General features: G+C 34.8%; 18 protein-coding genes. 10 read left to right on the top strand and 8 right to left on the bottom strand.

From position 1 onward, the window contains the following. The first annotated feature begins 8 nt into the window (after nt 1–8). Nucleotides 9–512, top strand: a complete 504-nt coding sequence (locus tag DWB61_RS05205; RefSeq protein WP_125029826.1) for a hypothetical protein — start codon at nt 9–11, stop codon at nt 510–512. A gap of 59 nt (nt 513–571) precedes the next feature. Here the strand turns inward: DWB61_RS05205 and DWB61_RS05200 are convergent, their stop codons facing one another. After that, nucleotides 572–1,963, bottom strand: a complete 1,392-nt coding sequence (locus DWB61_RS05200; protein ID WP_125029825.1) for an aldehyde dehydrogenase family protein — start codon at nt 1,961–1,963, stop codon at nt 572–574. A 116-nt stretch (nt 1,964–2,079) separates the two neighbouring features. Here DWB61_RS05200 and DWB61_RS05195 point away from each other — a divergent pair, with 116 nt between their 5' ends. Together DWB61_RS05195 and DWB61_RS05190 are read left to right on the top strand one after the other, a co-directional pair. Beyond that, a complete protein-coding gene (locus DWB61_RS05195) occupies nt 2,080–2,787 on the top strand; it encodes an XRE family transcriptional regulator (protein WP_125029824.1) in 708 nt (235 codons plus the stop codon). A gap of 147 nt (nt 2,788–2,934) precedes the next feature. After that, nucleotides 2,935–3,870 (top strand): DMT family transporter, encoded by a 936-nt coding sequence (locus DWB61_RS05190; RefSeq protein ID WP_125029823.1) that lies wholly within the window; start codon nt 2,935–2,937, stop codon nt 3,868–3,870. Nucleotides 3,871–3,878: 8 nt separating this feature from the next. On the opposite strand, the gene DWB61_RS05185 is transcribed toward DWB61_RS05190, so the two are convergent. From DWB61_RS05185 to dinB, 4 genes are all read right to left on the bottom strand, one after another. After that, nucleotides 3,879–4,781, bottom strand: coding sequence for a cation diffusion facilitator family transporter (locus DWB61_RS05185; protein ID WP_191984764.1), 903 nt, complete (start codon nt 4,779–4,781; stop codon nt 3,879–3,881). A 41-nt stretch (nt 4,782–4,822) separates the two neighbouring features. Further along, entirely contained in the window at nt 4,823–5,758 is a 936-nt protein-coding gene (locus tag DWB61_RS05180; RefSeq protein WP_197091145.1) for a bifunctional metallophosphatase/5'-nucleotidase, read from the bottom strand. Beyond that, on the bottom strand, nt 5,748–6,527 hold the full coding sequence (locus DWB61_RS05175) for a 5'-nucleotidase C-terminal domain-containing protein (protein WP_125029821.1): 780 nt from the start codon (nt 6,525–6,527) through the stop codon (nt 5,748–5,750). The genes DWB61_RS05180 and DWB61_RS05175 overlap by 11 nt, the downstream gene beginning before the upstream one ends. Nucleotides 6,528–6,623: 96 nt before the next feature. Next, nucleotides 6,624–7,721: a DNA polymerase IV gene (gene dinB, locus DWB61_RS05170; RefSeq protein ID WP_225423355.1), complete on the bottom strand. Its 1,098-nt coding sequence runs from the start codon at nt 7,719–7,721 to the stop codon at nt 6,624–6,626. 122 nt (nt 7,722–7,843) lie between these two features. Between dinB and DWB61_RS05165 the strand changes: the two genes are divergently transcribed. The 6 genes from DWB61_RS05165 to DWB61_RS05140 all read left to right on the top strand — a co-directional run bounded on the left by DWB61_RS05165 (nt 7,844) and on the right by DWB61_RS05140 (nt 12,852). Beyond that, on the top strand, nt 7,844–9,346 hold the full coding sequence (locus DWB61_RS05165) for an MATE family efflux transporter (protein ID WP_125029820.1): 1,503 nt from the start codon (nt 7,844–7,846) through the stop codon (nt 9,344–9,346). A 40-nt stretch (nt 9,347–9,386) separates the two neighbouring features. Next, nucleotides 9,387–10,064, top strand: coding sequence for a tRNA (5-methylaminomethyl-2-thiouridine)(34)-methyltransferase MnmD (mnmD, locus tag DWB61_RS05160; RefSeq protein WP_125029819.1), 678 nt, complete (start codon nt 9,387–9,389; stop codon nt 10,062–10,064). A gap of 238 nt (nt 10,065–10,302) precedes the next feature. Further along, nucleotides 10,303–10,905 carry an FKBP-type peptidyl-prolyl cis-trans isomerase gene (locus DWB61_RS05155; protein ID WP_125029818.1) on the top strand — a complete coding sequence of 201 codons (603 nt, stop codon included), beginning with the start codon at nt 10,303–10,305 and terminating at the stop codon, nt 10,903–10,905. A gap of 31 nt (nt 10,906–10,936) precedes the next feature. Next, complete coding sequence (locus DWB61_RS05150; RefSeq protein ID WP_125029817.1) at nt 10,937–11,644, top strand: FKBP-type peptidyl-prolyl cis-trans isomerase; 708 nt, start codon at nt 10,937–10,939, stop codon at nt 11,642–11,644. Nucleotides 11,645–11,979: 335 nt separating this feature from the next. Continuing rightward, nucleotides 11,980–12,417 (top strand): peptidylprolyl isomerase, encoded by a 438-nt coding sequence (locus tag DWB61_RS05145; protein WP_125029816.1) that lies wholly within the window; start codon nt 11,980–11,982, stop codon nt 12,415–12,417. A gap of 66 nt (nt 12,418–12,483) precedes the next feature. Continuing rightward, nucleotides 12,484–12,852, top strand: a complete 369-nt coding sequence (locus DWB61_RS05140; protein ID WP_125029815.1) for a DUF3127 domain-containing protein — start codon at nt 12,484–12,486, stop codon at nt 12,850–12,852. Nucleotides 12,853–12,923: 71 nt separating this feature from the next. On the opposite strand, the gene DWB61_RS05135 is transcribed toward DWB61_RS05140, so the two are convergent. Further along, nucleotides 12,924–13,346 (bottom strand): hypothetical protein, encoded by a 423-nt coding sequence (locus DWB61_RS05135; protein ID WP_125029814.1) that lies wholly within the window; start codon nt 13,344–13,346, stop codon nt 12,924–12,926. Nucleotides 13,347–13,412: 66 nt separating this feature from the next. Then, nucleotides 13,413–13,988: an RNA polymerase sigma factor gene (locus tag DWB61_RS05130; protein WP_125029813.1), complete on the bottom strand. Its 576-nt coding sequence runs from the start codon at nt 13,986–13,988 to the stop codon at nt 13,413–13,415. Nucleotides 13,989–14,298: 310 nt separating this feature from the next. Between DWB61_RS05130 and DWB61_RS05125 the strand changes: the two genes are divergently transcribed. Further along, the gene (locus DWB61_RS05125) at nt 14,299–14,628 is read left to right on the top strand and encodes a DUF6249 domain-containing protein (protein WP_156190183.1); all 330 of its coding nucleotides are present in this window, start codon (nt 14,299–14,301) and stop codon (nt 14,626–14,628) included. A 73-nt stretch (nt 14,629–14,701) separates the two neighbouring features. Here DWB61_RS05125 and DWB61_RS05120 read toward each other — a convergent pair whose 3' ends face one another. Further along, nucleotides 14,702–15,988, bottom strand: a complete 1,287-nt coding sequence (locus DWB61_RS05120) for a M64 family metallopeptidase (RefSeq protein ID WP_125029812.1) — start codon at nt 15,986–15,988, stop codon at nt 14,702–14,704. Nucleotides 15,989–16,077 lie beyond the last annotated feature (89 nt).

Here is a 16,077-nt window from a genome sequence, read left to right as displayed (position 1 = left end):
TTATACCCATGGAAGACATTACTCAAATTGTAGTACCTAAAAAAAGACCAACATTTATTACAGTACTATGTATTTTATCATTAATCGGAAGTGGAGGATTTGGTTTACTTCAACCACTCTATCAATATGTAACTTTTGACAAAACTTATCCCGATAAATTAGCTCAAATTGAAGAAGGTTTAGAAAGGATGGAAGATGCGGGCATGGATTCTGGCTTCTTATATGAAACAGCTCAAAATGGTCTTCTGATTCTTGAAAAAACAGCTGAGAACTTAGGTCCAATGACAGCTACAAACATTCTATTTGCGTTATTAAGCTTATTAGGCATTTTCTTAATGTTCAAACTTAAAAAGAATGGGTTTTATTTATACTCAGCAGTTAATCTATTTTGGATGCTCGTTCCTCTCTATTTTATAGGTATGGAAGTTGGTATGATGACTCTTGGAATAGGAGGATTTATAACAATCCTCTTCATCATTTTATATGCCGTTAACTTAAAACATATGGAATAGAATACAAACTATATTATTCAAAAGAGGCTGTCTACATGGACAGCCTCTTTCTATATCATCTAAATTGATTTTGATCGAATGACCATTAATTTATCTCGAGTCATTTCTTTCATTGAATAAGGAATCCCTCCTACTCCAATTCCTGACGCATCTCTACCACCAAAAGGCATCCAATCCACACGAAATGCTGTGTGGTCATTCACCATAACAGCTGAGGCATTGAGTTGGCTAACGGCATCGAGTGCCTTATCCATATTTTTGGTAAAAATGGAAGCCTGAAAAGCTAAATCAAGAGAATTACTACGGTCAATAGCTTCTTGTAACTTACTATAAGTGTACAGACAAACCACTGGTCCAAAAACTTCCAATTTTGAAACTTTTGAATCCTCGCTAGGATTTAGTAAAATGGAAGGTTGATAGCATGTTGCCATGCACTTACGTCCACCAAATAATAGCTCTGCACCTTCTTTCACAGCCTCATTCACCCAGGTATGAACTCTTTCTTGTTCCCAGGAATCAATCATTGGACCGACCTCCGTGAATGGATCAAGTGGGTCACCAACTTTTATACTTTTGGCATATACAACCAGCTTCTTGCTAAACTCATCCATTATTGAATCGTGAACAAAAACTCTTTGAACAGAGACACAGACTTGACCTGCATGATAAAAAGCACCTTTCCCTAATAAAGAAATCGCTTCGTCGATATCGGTATCGGCTTCAACAATAACTGGAGCAGAACCACCATGTTCCATAGCACAGTGTGTGCCAGGAGCTAACTTCGAGCGCAAAGCCCAGCCCACTTCGGCTGATCCAATAAATGAAAAATAATTCACTCGACTATCCTTCACCATAAGCTCAGCATTTTCACGATTACAAATCACCACCTCAGCCCAATCAGCAGGCAAACCTGCCTCTTTCATAATTTTCACAAGCTCAATAGCCGACATAGGCGTACTACTTGCTGGTTTAATAATAACTGGACATCCCACGGCAAAAGCAGGAATAATTTGATGCACTGCTAAATTCAAAGGATGATTAAACGCTGAGATACTCAAAACAACACCAATCGGTTCAGGCATAGAAAAAGCCAAACGATTTAAAGAGGCTGCAGTCATTCCCATAGGAATTTGATCACCTTTAATTTGACCAATATATTCTATAGCTAATTGAACCCCATTAATAGCACGCAAAACTTCAACTTTAGAATCCTGATAAGGTTTACCACCTTCGGAAGCTGCGATCTTAGTAAGATCTTCAACTCGAGATTCCATCAATTTCTTAGTTCGTTCAAGAATCGCAATTCGCTCATAAGGTTTAAGCCAGCGCGAGCGATCTTGAAAAAGAGCATATGCTTTAGCCATTTTTTCTTCTACAATTTCGCTATCCATTAAGGGAATTTCCTGAAGCAATCGACCATCAAATGGTGATTTAACTTTTATAATCGTCATCGTATGTATTTTTTGATTTTGTAAGTCCAAATTACAAGAATTCGAGGCCAATATCAACAAGTATTCTTTACTTTTGCACGAATTTTTAGTTTATACTATCCCTCAGACCGAACAATATGCAATATTTCGCAAATAATTTAAAATATCTTCGTCTCAGAAAGCGATTATCACAAAGTAAACTCTCTTTTAAAATAGGGATTGGAGCTTCATCAATATCGGCTTACGAAAAAAAGAGATCAACACCTAAGCTAGATACGATTCTTAAATTCACAAATTTCTTCAATAGAAGCATAGATGAATTAGTCCTGACGGATATTAGTGCATTAGATAGAGAGAAATTACAAGACACTAAAGGTAATAAATTGAGAATTCTCCCTATTGTTGTGGATACCCAAAATGAAGAAATGATAACTTTAGTTCCAATGAAGGCCGCAGCTGGCTACTTAAATGGTTACTCAGATACAGAGTTTATAAGTGAGTTACCTAATTTCAGAATGCCTTTTTCTGAGCTATCAGAAAATAAAAGTTATCGTGCTTTTCAAATTGAAGGTGAAAGTATGTTACCAATTCCTGCTGGAGCTTATATTATTTGTGAATATGTACAAGATTGGGAACTTATACGTAATGGCTCTTGCCATGTCGTAGTAAGCTCTGAAGATGGTATTGTGTATAAACGAATTCAAAAAGATCTCGAAAACAATCAATTTATCCTTCATTCAGACAATACTGAATATTCTAGTTTCGAAATTGGATTAAATCAAGTTCTTGAGGTATGGAAAGCTCTAGGCTACGTCTGTTTTGACTTACCCAATGCCAAACACTAAGCCCAACAATCTATTAATCAGACCACGATCAAAAATACGATAAAAATGTAAACAAGATTAAAATCATATTCCATAGGCGTAATTATTCTAAAAAATTAGTTTACTTTCGTCCAGATTAAATCCATTCTAAATAACATGATCTAACAAATGGGAAATTCAGGAATATCAACAAATCTTAAAGGGGTTTTATTTGCTTGCCTAACAGCTTTTCTTTGGGGCTTTTTACCTATTTTCCTGAAGGTTAGTCTTAAGTATCTTGACCCAAATTCCATTGTTTGGTTTCGATTTACTTTTGCATCTGGCGTTCTCATTATTTACTATCTATTTACTGATAGAAAACAACTGCAAATATTCAGACGACCTCCTGTTATACTCGTGGTAGCAGCTTTAGCCTTGGGCTTAAACTATATTGGTTTTCTGCAAGGGGTGAATTATACCAGCCCTAGCAATGCGCAAATCATTATTCAAACCGGGCCAATACTACTGGCACTAGTCGGTTTTATAGTCTACAAAGAAAGACTGAATACCAAACAAATAGGAGGCTTTGCTATTGCTGGAATCGGTCTTATATTATTCTATCAAAATCAGCTACAAGGTTTTCTTCACGATCCTCAGGCTTTTAACAGGGGCTTTCTTTGGATAGAGATTGGAGCTATAGCCTGGGTACTATATGCAGCCTTGCAAAAGAAATTAGTACAGAAACACCCAGCTCAGACACTGAATATGTTTCTTTATGGTCTACCCGCATTGCTCTATACACCCACTGTAGATTTTCCTGCTTTCGCTGAATTAAGTTTTCCAATTTGGCTGATTGTCATTTTCCTTGGTGTAAATACTTTAGTCGCATATGGATCTCTCGCTTTTGCCTTTAAATACACCGAAGCCTATAAAGTGAGCATTATTGTTACCTTAAATCCTATCATTACTCTCATTACGATGGCTGTTCTTTCAAATATGAACGTACAATGGATTAAAACCGAAAATCTTGATCCTATTTCAATGATTGGAGCTGCATTTATTATTGGGGGTGCTGTAATGGCTGTCTTATTTGCAAAGAAAAACTTGAAAGTCGCAAAAGCTTAGATTACAATTTAATAATCGATACTGATATGTTCCTGATCATTAGGATCAATATGTAAGGTAGCTGAATAGGCATGTTCCTTTGCGATCTGATTTTCTATATGATCAACAATCTCATGGGCTTCTCGAATGGTCATTTCAGGTGGTAAACAAATATGAAAGGTAATCTCATTGTGATCGCCATAAGAATGAACATGAAAATGATGTGGATATAAGTTTTCAGGGTAAGAACGTTCGCAAGTTAATTTTAGTTTATCTATAATGTCCTTTGAAGGACTTTCGCCTAATAAAGTATAGATTGAATCTCTAATAATTTCATAAGCGGCATAGCCAATTAACAAAGCTACAATAAGTCCTAAAGCTCCATCAATCCACCAAAAATATTTACCTAAAAAGATACCAGCCAAAATAACTAAAGATGATATGGCATCACTTCTGTGATGCCATGCATCTGCTTTAAGCACCTTTGATTCCGTTTTTCTTGCACCCCAGAAGGCAAACTGAGCCAGTAATTCTTTGAAGATAACTGATATAATCATGACATAAATAGCCAAGCTTCCAAACATAGAACTTTCTCTATTTTTTAGAGCATCATACGATTCTAAAATAAAATCGAAAGCAACAAGCAAAAGCATTATACCAATGACAAAAGCTGCAATTAAATCGGCACGACCATGACCGAAAGGATGATCCTTATCAGCAGGTTTCTTTGAAAATTTCGATCCTAATAATACGATAACCGAACTCAAGCTATCTGATAAAGTATGCCAGGCGTCAGCCATAATAGCAATAGATCCTGTTACTATACCTGCCCAATATTTTAGAGCAAACAACAAAAGATTAGCAATTATTGAAAGGACACCTTCGAAATAGGCCATATTCGACTTGTCCAATTTTTTTAATAGTTTCTTCATAATCTGTAATTAGTATCCAATAGTAGGATCGTATTCAAGTTTTAGGCTTCTAGTCTCTTATCAATGCTATGCAAAGTTGAACTTGCAAGCTTAACACCTTCTTCCTTATCAATATAAAAATCGATTCGACCAAGAGCGATGCCTGCCCAACCCACCTGATTAATAACCACTTCGGTTCCATCTAAATTACTAACACGAGTCGCCGTTTCCAAAAGTGTATGCGAATGCCCACCCAGAATAACATCAATTCCACTGGTATTCTTTGCCAAGTATAAATCGGAGACTTCACCTTCTGCTGCACTATAACCAATATGAGACAGACAAATTACTAGGTCACAATTTTGTTCCTCTTTCAAAATCTTCACCATATTCTCGGCAACAGAAATAGGATCGTTATAAACCACGCCTTCACAATTCTGACTCGAAACTAAACCATCTAGTTCAACACCTAAGCCAAAAATACCAATTTTGATATTTCCTTTATTAAAAATTTGGTACGACTTAATTTTCCCTTCCAATTCTGTACCTGTAAAATCATAATTCGAATTAATGAATGGAAAGTTCATATGTTTCATCTGAGACGAAATACCAACAAGACCATTATCAAATTCGTGATTCCCAATAGTACCTGCATCGTATCCTATCTTAGACATCAATTTCAATTCAGCTTCCCCTTTAAAGAAATTGAAATAAGGAGTCCCTTGATAAATGTCACCACAATCGAGCAATAAGGTATGTTCTTCTTTTGCCCTAATTTTTTTGACCAAGGCGTTGATACGTGCAAATCCTCCTAAACCTGGATGTTTTGGATCAGATTCCGGAAAAGGATCGATATGAGAGTGCATATCATTGGTATGGAGAAGTGTAATTTTGGTCAGATTATTTTTGGCTGCTTGTGAAGGTAAAGTGTAAGCACCCAAGCCTAAAAACAGACCTCCCATTCCTAGCTTCTTAAAAAAATCTCTTCTACTGTTCATAGTAAATCCTCCCATCTAATTCTGACTTGATTTCAACACCTGATTGATATAACACCTTAGCATGTTCAATAATCGCTTCACGAAGTTTCATATGAATATGACGAAAATTTTCTCTTTTGTCAAACGAGTTCATGCCATCGCCTCCATTTACCAAATAATCGATACTGATAAGATGGTAGATCTTATTTAAGTCTATGGCTTTTCCTCCAATTTTAACATCATCCACTTTTCTATCTTTTATTCCCATCTTAATACCAGAAACACCTTCACCATTTTTAGCAGCAAGATATCTTAACACATTCATCAAATCGGAACCTTTCATTCCAATAATGACCAACTTATTTTCGAAAGGCAAAAGTTCAAACAATTTTCCTATTGATATATTTCCTTTGGGAAGACTAGTTCGTAAACCGCCATTATTGATAATAGACAGATCAATACCGTGTCCTAGCTTATTGTCTTGACAGTATTTATTACCTATTGCAAGCATAGCATCTGCAATATAATTACTCAATAAAGATTCAGGTTTACCAGACATCATGGCTTCATTAGTAACAGAAACTAATTGATTCATCTGAGAATCAAGTCCTACTTTATAATGATTAATCATATTGATAAAAGTCGTATCCTGAAGAGCCTGCTGATCAAGACTTGAGTCGATACTAGAATTAGCAGCGAAAATCCCAGCTTGTTGCTTTGCCTGAGGATTGCAAGCAATTGCTATGATAAAGCAAGCTGCCCACAATAAACTATTTAGGTGTTTTTGCATTTTTTCAAAATAAAATACTTAAATATCTTTTAATATGAGGCAAAAATAGAGAAATCATTCTTAATGAACGATATTTAAAAACATAATTACTCACTATTAAAAATCAAAAGTCAGTTGAACCACTTCATTCGGTTTTATTTGGTTGGAAACACCAACCCCCAATAGGCGAATACTGTCTGTCAGCTCAAGTTGATCAAGTATATTATTTGACAATTCTACAATTTCTTTGTAATCTGTAATCTCATGCAAAACTGTACGAGAACGCGTTATTTGTTCAAAATTACTGTACTTAATTTTCAGATTAATGGTACGTCCCTTAAATTTAGTCCGTTGTAAGCGTCGATAAAGGTCTAAGACCAACTCTTCTAATCTTATCTTGAGCTCTTCCTTATTTCTAATATCATCAAGAAAAGTATTCTCAGTACTCACTGATTTTCTTATCCGATGGGGGTCAACTTCTCTATGATCAATGCCTCGGACAATATTATAATAGTAAGCTCCATTTTTTCCAAACAAACGAGTTAATTCCAACAATGAACGCTTTTTCAAATCCTTACCATGAAAAATTCCAATTTGATGCATCTTTTCAGCAGTCACCTTACCCACACCAAAAAACTTTTCGATACTTAATTTTTCGATAAACGACTCTACCATTTTGGGCTTTATTACAAACAAACCATCTGGTTTTTGATAGTCTGATGCAATTTTTGCCAAAAATTTATTGACTGAAATACCTGCAGAAGCTGTTAAACCCGTTTCCTCTTTAACTCTTCGTTTAATCTCCTCTGCAATTGCTGTAGCAGAAGGCAATCCCATCTTATTGTGGCTAACATCAAGAAAAGCCTCATCAATAGAGAGTGGTTCAACCAAATCTGTAAACTCATGAAAAATTGCCATGATTTGATCAGAAATCTCTTTATATCGAGAATGACGAGGATTTACAAATATCAGATGCGGGCAGCGTTTCAATGCTGATTTCGATGCCATAGCAGATCGAACTCCAAATTTCCTTGCCTCATAACTCGCGGCAGCAACAACGCCTCTATCTCCACCTCCACCAACAGCCACGGCTTTACCCTTAAGTTCAGGATTATCTTTTTGCTCAACCGAAGCAAAAAAAGCGTCCATGTCAATATGAATTATCTTTCTGATTACATCTTCCGTCATAATGGCTGCAAGATCTGAATTAATCAAGCTAATTTCAATATTATTGCTTCTATTTCTTAATTTTGCATGACATTATTTTATGGAGATTCTATTCAATTTTAAGGTTTCCATCTTCAATCCCTATTTTTCTAATAATAAAAGTTCATTAAGTGTCACAAATAAAAGATCTTACAGCAGGTAGAATTCTCCCTCAAATTCTAAAGCTTGCCATCCCAATTATTGCAACGTCATTTGTACAAATGGCCTACAATATGACCGATATGGCTTGGTTAGGTCGTGTAGGAAGCGAAACGGTTAGTGCTGTTGGTATTGCTCTTTACTTAGTTTGGCTGGGATCTTCTCTTATGTTCATTCCCAAAATTGGAGCCGAAGTTTGTATCTCACAATCTGTCGGACGCAAAAATATGGATGATGCCAAAGCTTTTTCACGAAATGCTTTTGGCTTATCATTCCTTATTTCTATAGGTTTTGGTTTTTTAGTCTGGTTATTCACTGGACCAATTGTTAACCTCTTTCAGATTGAAAATGATTTTGTAAATCAAACAGCCTTTGTGTATCTAAGAATTGTAGCAATTGGGATGCCCTTCACCTTTTCTAATATAACCCTTTCGGGGATATATAATGGAACTGGTAATACAAAAGTGCCTTTCTACGTCAACGCTGTAGGACTAATTTTAAATATGATTCTAGATCCCATTCTTATTTTTGGATGGGGAAGCATTCCAGCTATGGGAGCAGAAGGTGCAGGTATAGCTACTGTAGCTTCTCAAATTCTAGTATTTGGATTATTTATGTTACATCTTAAAGGAAAACACAATCCTCTTAACACCAAGCAATATCTGGGCAAACTAAATAAACAATTCTTAAAACCCATTATCAAAATTGGTGGTCCAGTTGCCCTTCAATCAACCTGCTTTGCTATACTTTCAATGCTCCTTGCACGCGTGCTGAATTATATTGCTCAGGGTAACAATATACCTTTCTCTGTACAATCAATTGGTTCACAAATTGAAGCTCTTTCCTGGATGACAGCCTTAGGCTTTTCATCTGCACTCGGAACTTTTACAGGCCAAAACTATGGCGCCAAGCGTTGGGATAGAATTCAAAAAGGTTTTTTTATTACTTTAGGCATCGCCTCAACTTTAGGTCTAATCAGTACAGCTTTATTTTACTTCTTCGGAGCAGAAATATTCAGTCTTTTCATCAAAAAAAGTGAACCCGATGTTCTTAAAATGGGAATTGTTTATTTAATGATTCTAAGTTTTTCTCAGGTTTTCATGTGTATAGAAATTACGGCTACTGGCGCATTTAATGGCATTGGCAAAGCCATGCCTCCAACTATAATTGGAATAATTGGAAACGTTCTGCGCATCCCATTTGCTTTTGTTTTTGCTTTCAGTCTCGTTGATATACTACCTCTTTTTTCAGAATATCTTAATCCTGATTCTGTCCCCGTAACTTCTGTATGGTGGGGACTTACCTTATCAAGTATATTAAAAGGCAGTTTCTTATTTTTAGGTTTTATTATCATTCTGATTCGTCATCCAGAAAATGATCATGAATTGCCTTTTCAGAAAAAATGGATTAATCTTATTCCTAGTAGACTAAGACAACAAGCCCTAACCGTTTCACAAATCAAATCTGAAAAATAATCTTAAGTAGAATTGAATATTATCCTTTTTAATAATCACTATGCTGAAACGAGAAATTAAATTAACCGAAGATGGTTCTCACACCATATTTATTCCTGAACTCAACGAGCATTATCATTCAACACATGGTGCTATTCAGGAAGCCATTCATGTTTATATAAATGCAGGCCTACACTTTTCTGATAAAAACCCAATTTGTATTTTAGAAATTGGGTTTGGAACTGGCCTTAATGCCTACTTGACTCTTGTGGAAGCAGAGAATAATAAAAGATCTATTGTTTATCATAGCTTAGAACGTTACCCTATCGATGAAGAACAGCTAAAAGTTTTAAATTATCCGGATCAAATTGATTTTGAAAATAAAGACTTGTTTAAGAAACTACATCAAGTTGAATGGAATAGAACCTGTGAAATCTCAGCCAATTTCAGACTCAATAAAATAAATGGAGATCTGAAAAAGATAGACTTCAAAGATAAATATGATCTTATTTACTTTGACGCCTTTGCACCTGATATTCAACCAGATTTATGGACCGAAGGAATATTCAAAAAACTATATGAGTGTACAAATCCTAATGCCATATTAGTCACATACTGTTCTAAGGGCATTGTTAAGAGAGCACTTCGTTCATCGGGTTTTGAAGTCAAAAGATTAGCTGGACCTCCAGGCAAACATCACATTTTAAGAGCTACGAAAATTGAGAATTCTAAATTCTGAAAATCATACTGAATAAATTTAAAAAGTCTTAAAAAACTTATCCTATTCTCGCATTTTTAGAGAAAACTGTTAACTTAGGGCTTTATTTTTCACAGAAGTTATAATACTCTGAAAAACAACAAAATAACTTAATACTGAAATTTCTCAAAACAAATGAAGATCAATTTCTATTGCAAGTATTTTAATATCTGCATTTTGAAATTTCACAATCATTTTTGGGATGAATAATTTTGAATAAATGAAATATACTGAAGAACAAGATAAGGTAAGCTATTGCCTTGGTTTAAGCATTGCAAGCAATTTAATTACATCAGGTGTTAAGACTATAAGCACTGAGCCATTTGTTGAAGCACTTGAAGCAGCTTTTAATGGTAAAATGCCAGAATTGTCTCCAGAAGAAGCAAATGGCATTCTACAGGAATTTTTCACAAAGATGCAAGAAGAACAGGCTGGTCAGGCTATAGGTGAAGGAAAAATGTTCCTTGAAGAGAATAAAAAAAATGAAGGCATCATTGAACTAGAAAGCGGTCTTCAGTACCAAATCATTACTGAAGGTAAAGGTGATTTGCCTAAAGCTACTGATAGCGTTAAGTGTCATTACCATGGAACATTGATTAATGGAACTGTCTTCGATAGCTCTGTAGATCGTGGAGAACCTGCTGTATTCCCAGTAAACGGTGTAATTGCAGGATGGGTTGAAGCACTTCAATTAATGCCTCTTGGTTCAAAATGGAAATTATTCGTTCCATCTAACCTTGCTTATGGTGCACAAGGTGCTGGTAACTTAATCGGACCACACACAACTCTAATGTTTGAAGTAGAGTTATTAGAAATTGTATAATTTTTCACAGATAAACTAAATATTCAAAACAATGAAATTAAAAGTATTAACTCTAGCATTAGGACTTGGCGTATTCGCATTTAGCTCTTGCGATAAGAAAGTAGACACAAACATGGCTTTGAACACAACTGTTGATTCTGTAAGCTATAGTATCGGTGCTAGTTTCGGAGGGAACTTATTACAAAACAGCTTAAACGAAGTTAATCAAGATGCTCTTTTAGCAGGTTTAAACGCTGCTTTAGCTCAGGAAGATTTAAGAATCGAGCCTCGTGCTGGTGGTGCAATCATCAACAAATTCATTAAAGAGCTTAAAGATAAAGCTGCTCAAGCAAATATTGCTATTGGTGAGAAATTTCTAGAAGAGAATAAAGGCAAAGAAGGTGTTGTAACAACTGAAAGTGGACTTCAATACAAAATTCTAACTGCTGGAACTGGAGCAATTCCAACTAAAGATCAAGAAGTTAGTGTACATTACCGTGGAACAACAATTGATGGTAAAGAATTTGATTCTTCATACAAACGTAACGAACCAGCAAAATTCTTACCTACTCGTGTAATCAAAGGATGGACTGAGGCTTTACAATTAATGCCTGTTGGTTCTAAGTGGGAACTTTATATTCCTTCTGCTTTAGCTTATGGTCCTCGTGGAGCAGGTGCTAATATCGGACCAAACTCAACTTTGATTTTCGAAGTAGAGCTACTTGAAATTGTTGCTGCAGCAGCTCCTGCTACAAAATAATTTCCTAATCAATTTTAATATTATAGAATCTGTTTTAACAGACCTCTATTAAGATATTCCCTTTTCGATTTATTTCGGGAAGGGATTTTTTTTCTCTTTTGCGAGTACAATTCTTTTCTTAGCTTTGTAGCCTAATTGAACTGAAAGAATTTCATTTTAGCTCAGACATTTTTTAAGACGACAAGTTACTAGATTACAACCAATAGGACTTATGCTTAAAGCATCTGGATCGGAAGCAATTTTGAATATCTCCCATCTTAGAAAGACATTTTAAAAGAAAATGAGTACTTTCAATCTTCAATATTATAGAATAAAAATTAATAAAAATCAAAGATATGTTACAAGCAGAAATTCATACAGAAAAAGGTCTAATGAAGGTGGAATTCTTCGAACAAGATGCACCTACAACAGTTCAAAATTTTGTTACTCTTTCAGAAAAAGGATTTTACGATGGATTAACTTTTCACCGTGTAATTCCAAACTTTGTTATTCAAGGTGGATGTCCTGATGGAACAGGTGCAGGTGGACCAGGTCATACTATCAAATGTGAATTGACTGGTGGTAACCAGTTCCATGATAGAGGTGTTCTTTCTATGGCTCACGCTGGAAGAAATACAGGTGGATCACAATTTTTCATCTGTCATAGTCGCGAGAACACCGCTCACTTAGATCGTCAGCACACTTGTTTTGGCAAGGTTGTAGAAGGTCTTGAAGTAATCGACCAAATTAAAGGTGGTGATGTTATCGATAAAATCGTAATCATCAGAGAGTAATTCTTTCTAAAGAAAATTTACAATAATCAAACATTAGTAAATACTTACTAAACAAAAGATATTTATATGAACTTTGAAATTAACGGTAAGGTTATCCTTAAAGAGGATACTCAACAAGTAAGTGATCGTTTTAAGAAAAGAGAATTTGTTATTGAGGTTGAAAACGAAAGAAATTCTGAGTGGAACGATTTCATTAAGTTTCAATTAACTCAGGATCGTTGTGATTTATTAGAGACAGTTTCTGTTAATGAAAACATTAAAGTTTCTTTCAATATTAAAGGAAGAAAATGGGAAAAAGATGGAAAAGTAAACTACTTTTCAAATCTTGAAGCTTGGAGAATTGAAAAAATGCAAGCGGCCGCTGCTGCTGAAATGCCAGAATTCAATGCTGCAGATATGCCTCCTGCTCCAGAAGAAGATGATCTTCCATTCTAGGAATGAAAATTCACATAAAAAAATGCTGTCGATCATTCGACAGCATTTTTTTTGTTCTTTAAATAAAGGTTTTACGATTGATGTAACATCTTTTTCACAAGATTATCAAATACAATTAATGAAGTCCCTCCAATCATAATAATATAAACAACAGTAGGCAGACTCACGATACGGTCAACTGCCCCCATTAATAAATCATGAATCGGCTGAATTAGGATAGCATTCACTTGCTTGATTAAAGGATGCTCCCAAGAAGCAACAATACTGTGTACATCAGTTCCTAAAAGTATCACAACAGCCAATAAGACCAAAGCAATTAATATCAATAAACGTTTAATTGGCATGCGCTTCTTCACACTCACCGAATTGGTCAGCCAATCCTGCATCACATCATCCATCACATGCTTGGTGAAATCAGCCGATGGTTCTTCAAGCTCAACCTTATTCAGTAACTTTTTTATGAACTCATCTTTATATATATCTTCCTTTTGCATCAGTTCCAAATTTTGTCTCAATTAGAAAAGCAAGTTTCTTTTTATTCTATTTGTTTAATCATCATCTTAAAGTATCGTCTTCAACTCTTCTTGTAAAAACTGCTCTAAGATACCGTATAATTTCTTACGAGATCGATGTAATTTAACTTTTACATTTGCTACACTCAATCCAGTAATTTCACAAACCTCATCAATAGAATTCTCTTCTAAATAAAAGAGGTTTATTATAGTCTTTTCTTCACTACTCATTTTATTAAGAGCTTTATCTATATATAGTTTCTGCTCCTCATTCGTTAAAGCTTGAAGTGCCGACTGGGTCGATTTCACACTAACCGAAGCATTATAATCATCATCAATGGAGACCTGATCTAATTTTTTTTTTCGCATCTTCGAAATAGATGCATTGTATATGATACGATAGAGCCAAGTTGAAAATTTCGATTCTCCTTTATAACTATCTAATGCCTGATAAGCTTTTAAGAAAGCATCTTGAGTGATTTCTTCTGCATCCTCTCTATTCCCAATTAGTTGCATAGCAATATTAAAAGCCATTTTTTTATGACGGTCGACCAAATAGGCATAGGCTCCAACATCACCATTTTTAATTTTCTGTATGTAATAGCTATCCTTGTTAGATTTCATGTTTAAACAAACTTGTTTTAGAGATAATTACCTGCTCACCTTCCTCCCCACAATACAATAGACTGAAAAAAATCATTAAATGTTGCATCTATTTTGAATCATCTATTAGTTAGACGCACCAAACTTATATTGGTTACAGATAAAATGACAACACAACTATATAATGATTAACAAACAGGTAAATACCCTATCAAAAAAAGTTCTTTTATTTGTAACCCTTTCTTCAAACATGGCGTCATAAAGTTGAAAGCGAAAAACATAAGGCTTTTATTACAAAAAAAGAATATTATTTAAATTTAAAACTTATATTATGGATATCACTGGAGTAGTCGCAATTATTTCTGTTTTTGGAATTATACCATTATGCATTTTTCTTGTTCACCGTCATCGTGAAAGAAAAGCTTTAATTGAAAAAGGTCTTAGCGCTGAACTTTTAGTTAGTGCAACTAAAGATAGAACTCAGGAAAGTTTAAAATACGGAATTTTAGCTATCGGATTAGCAATTGGTATTCTGGTTGGAAATATTCTTGATGAGTATACTCGCATGAGCGAAGAGGTTTCATATTTCTCAATGATCTTCTTATTTGGAGGACTGGCTTTACTAGCCTTCTATAGCCTTGCTAAAAAGGAAAAAGAATAGGAATCTAAAGTAACCTATTCAAAAAAAATGCACTCATCAACATGAGTGCATTTTTTATAATGAAATATCAGGGCTATTCTCCAATTATAAACTTGATCATTCTTTCACAAGCTTTCTGGCAAACAGGACAGAATTCATCTTTATTATTCGATTTCATTTTACAATCCTGAACAGGAGAATAAATTCCTTTGCTCATATAACCACCTCCTTCGAAAAGACCAACTTTATCTTCATAATCTTTAGTTCTAGGTGTAGGTGTAACAAGTCCCTCTTCTATCATCGACTTCCACTTACTTTCAAAATCGACTAAGGTTGTAATATTAGGTTCCCAAGGTTCTACTTTCAAATTATAGAAATCCTCTACTGATACGCCTGAAGTGTAATATTCATCAGCTAAACCAACAAATCCATGTCCAAACTCGTGGCTGGCAACTTCTCTGGATAATTTATGATCAGAAGCGCAAGAAGTGTAATAATTATAGATACCTGCACCGCCATATTTTTCAGTATTTATTAATACGAAAATCTGATCATAAGGTACATTAGCGGCAATATCATACATACTCTTCAAATCAGAGGTTGTAAGGTATCGCTCCGAATCAAAAGTATAGAAATTTGAATTTAGAACTGTGTTCTTATAAATATGCTTCCCTGGAATATCTGGTCCTGATTCTTCTGAAATAGATTCCAAGGCATAAATATTAAATCGATCAGCATAAGTTTTAAAAGGTTCTACATTTAAAATATAACCTGCAACGCGCTCGACATCTGCTCTAAATTTCCCCATTTCTTCCTGAGTATAGCCTTCAGCTATGAAAGCCACATCAATACTAGAATCATTATTTCCATGACCCAAGATCTTAGAGTGCTCAACTTTAATTGCCGTTTCATCTAAAATAAAATAATTCGTTGGATCAATCTCGTATTCAAAAAGTTGTACAAAAACACCGTCTCTATTTCTATAGTCAATAATAAACTGAACCTTATTCTTAGGAAAAGGCATCACATTCACCTGATAATAGGATCTATTCAAAGTTTTTGCCTCTGGAGTAGATTGCCATTCCTGAAACAAAGACCCAAAGCCTCTAGAATAAATTAAAATTCCTGAAGTTTTATCAATCAACTTATATCGAAAGTTACCATAATTAAAGCTATCTACAAGATTTTTTGTTGAACCTCCCCAGTGAGATTCCTTCTTTAAGTTCTGCAAAAAAACAGTCTGCTCATTTGCATTCCCTCCAAGTAAATAATCAACTCGTAATGTTTTGTGCTCAAAATAAGTATCAAAATCAACTGAGGCAAAACTCAACTTTGTTGCTACTAATAGCACGCTTAAGATTAAGGTTAAAGATCGTATCATTTCTATATGTTTAAGGTTATTGCAAACTTAAGAGAAAATTTACAGCATTTTAATGATCTTTTTCAGCTCTTTAAGTTATTTATAACGTT

This window comes from Ancylomarina euxina, assembly GCF_003863355.1.
GTDB classification, from domain to species: Bacteria; Bacteroidota; Bacteroidia; order Bacteroidales; family Marinifilaceae; genus Ancylomarina; species Ancylomarina euxinus.
Note: the sequence above shows the minus strand (reverse complement) of the source record. Positions and strands in the feature narration are given on the sequence as shown.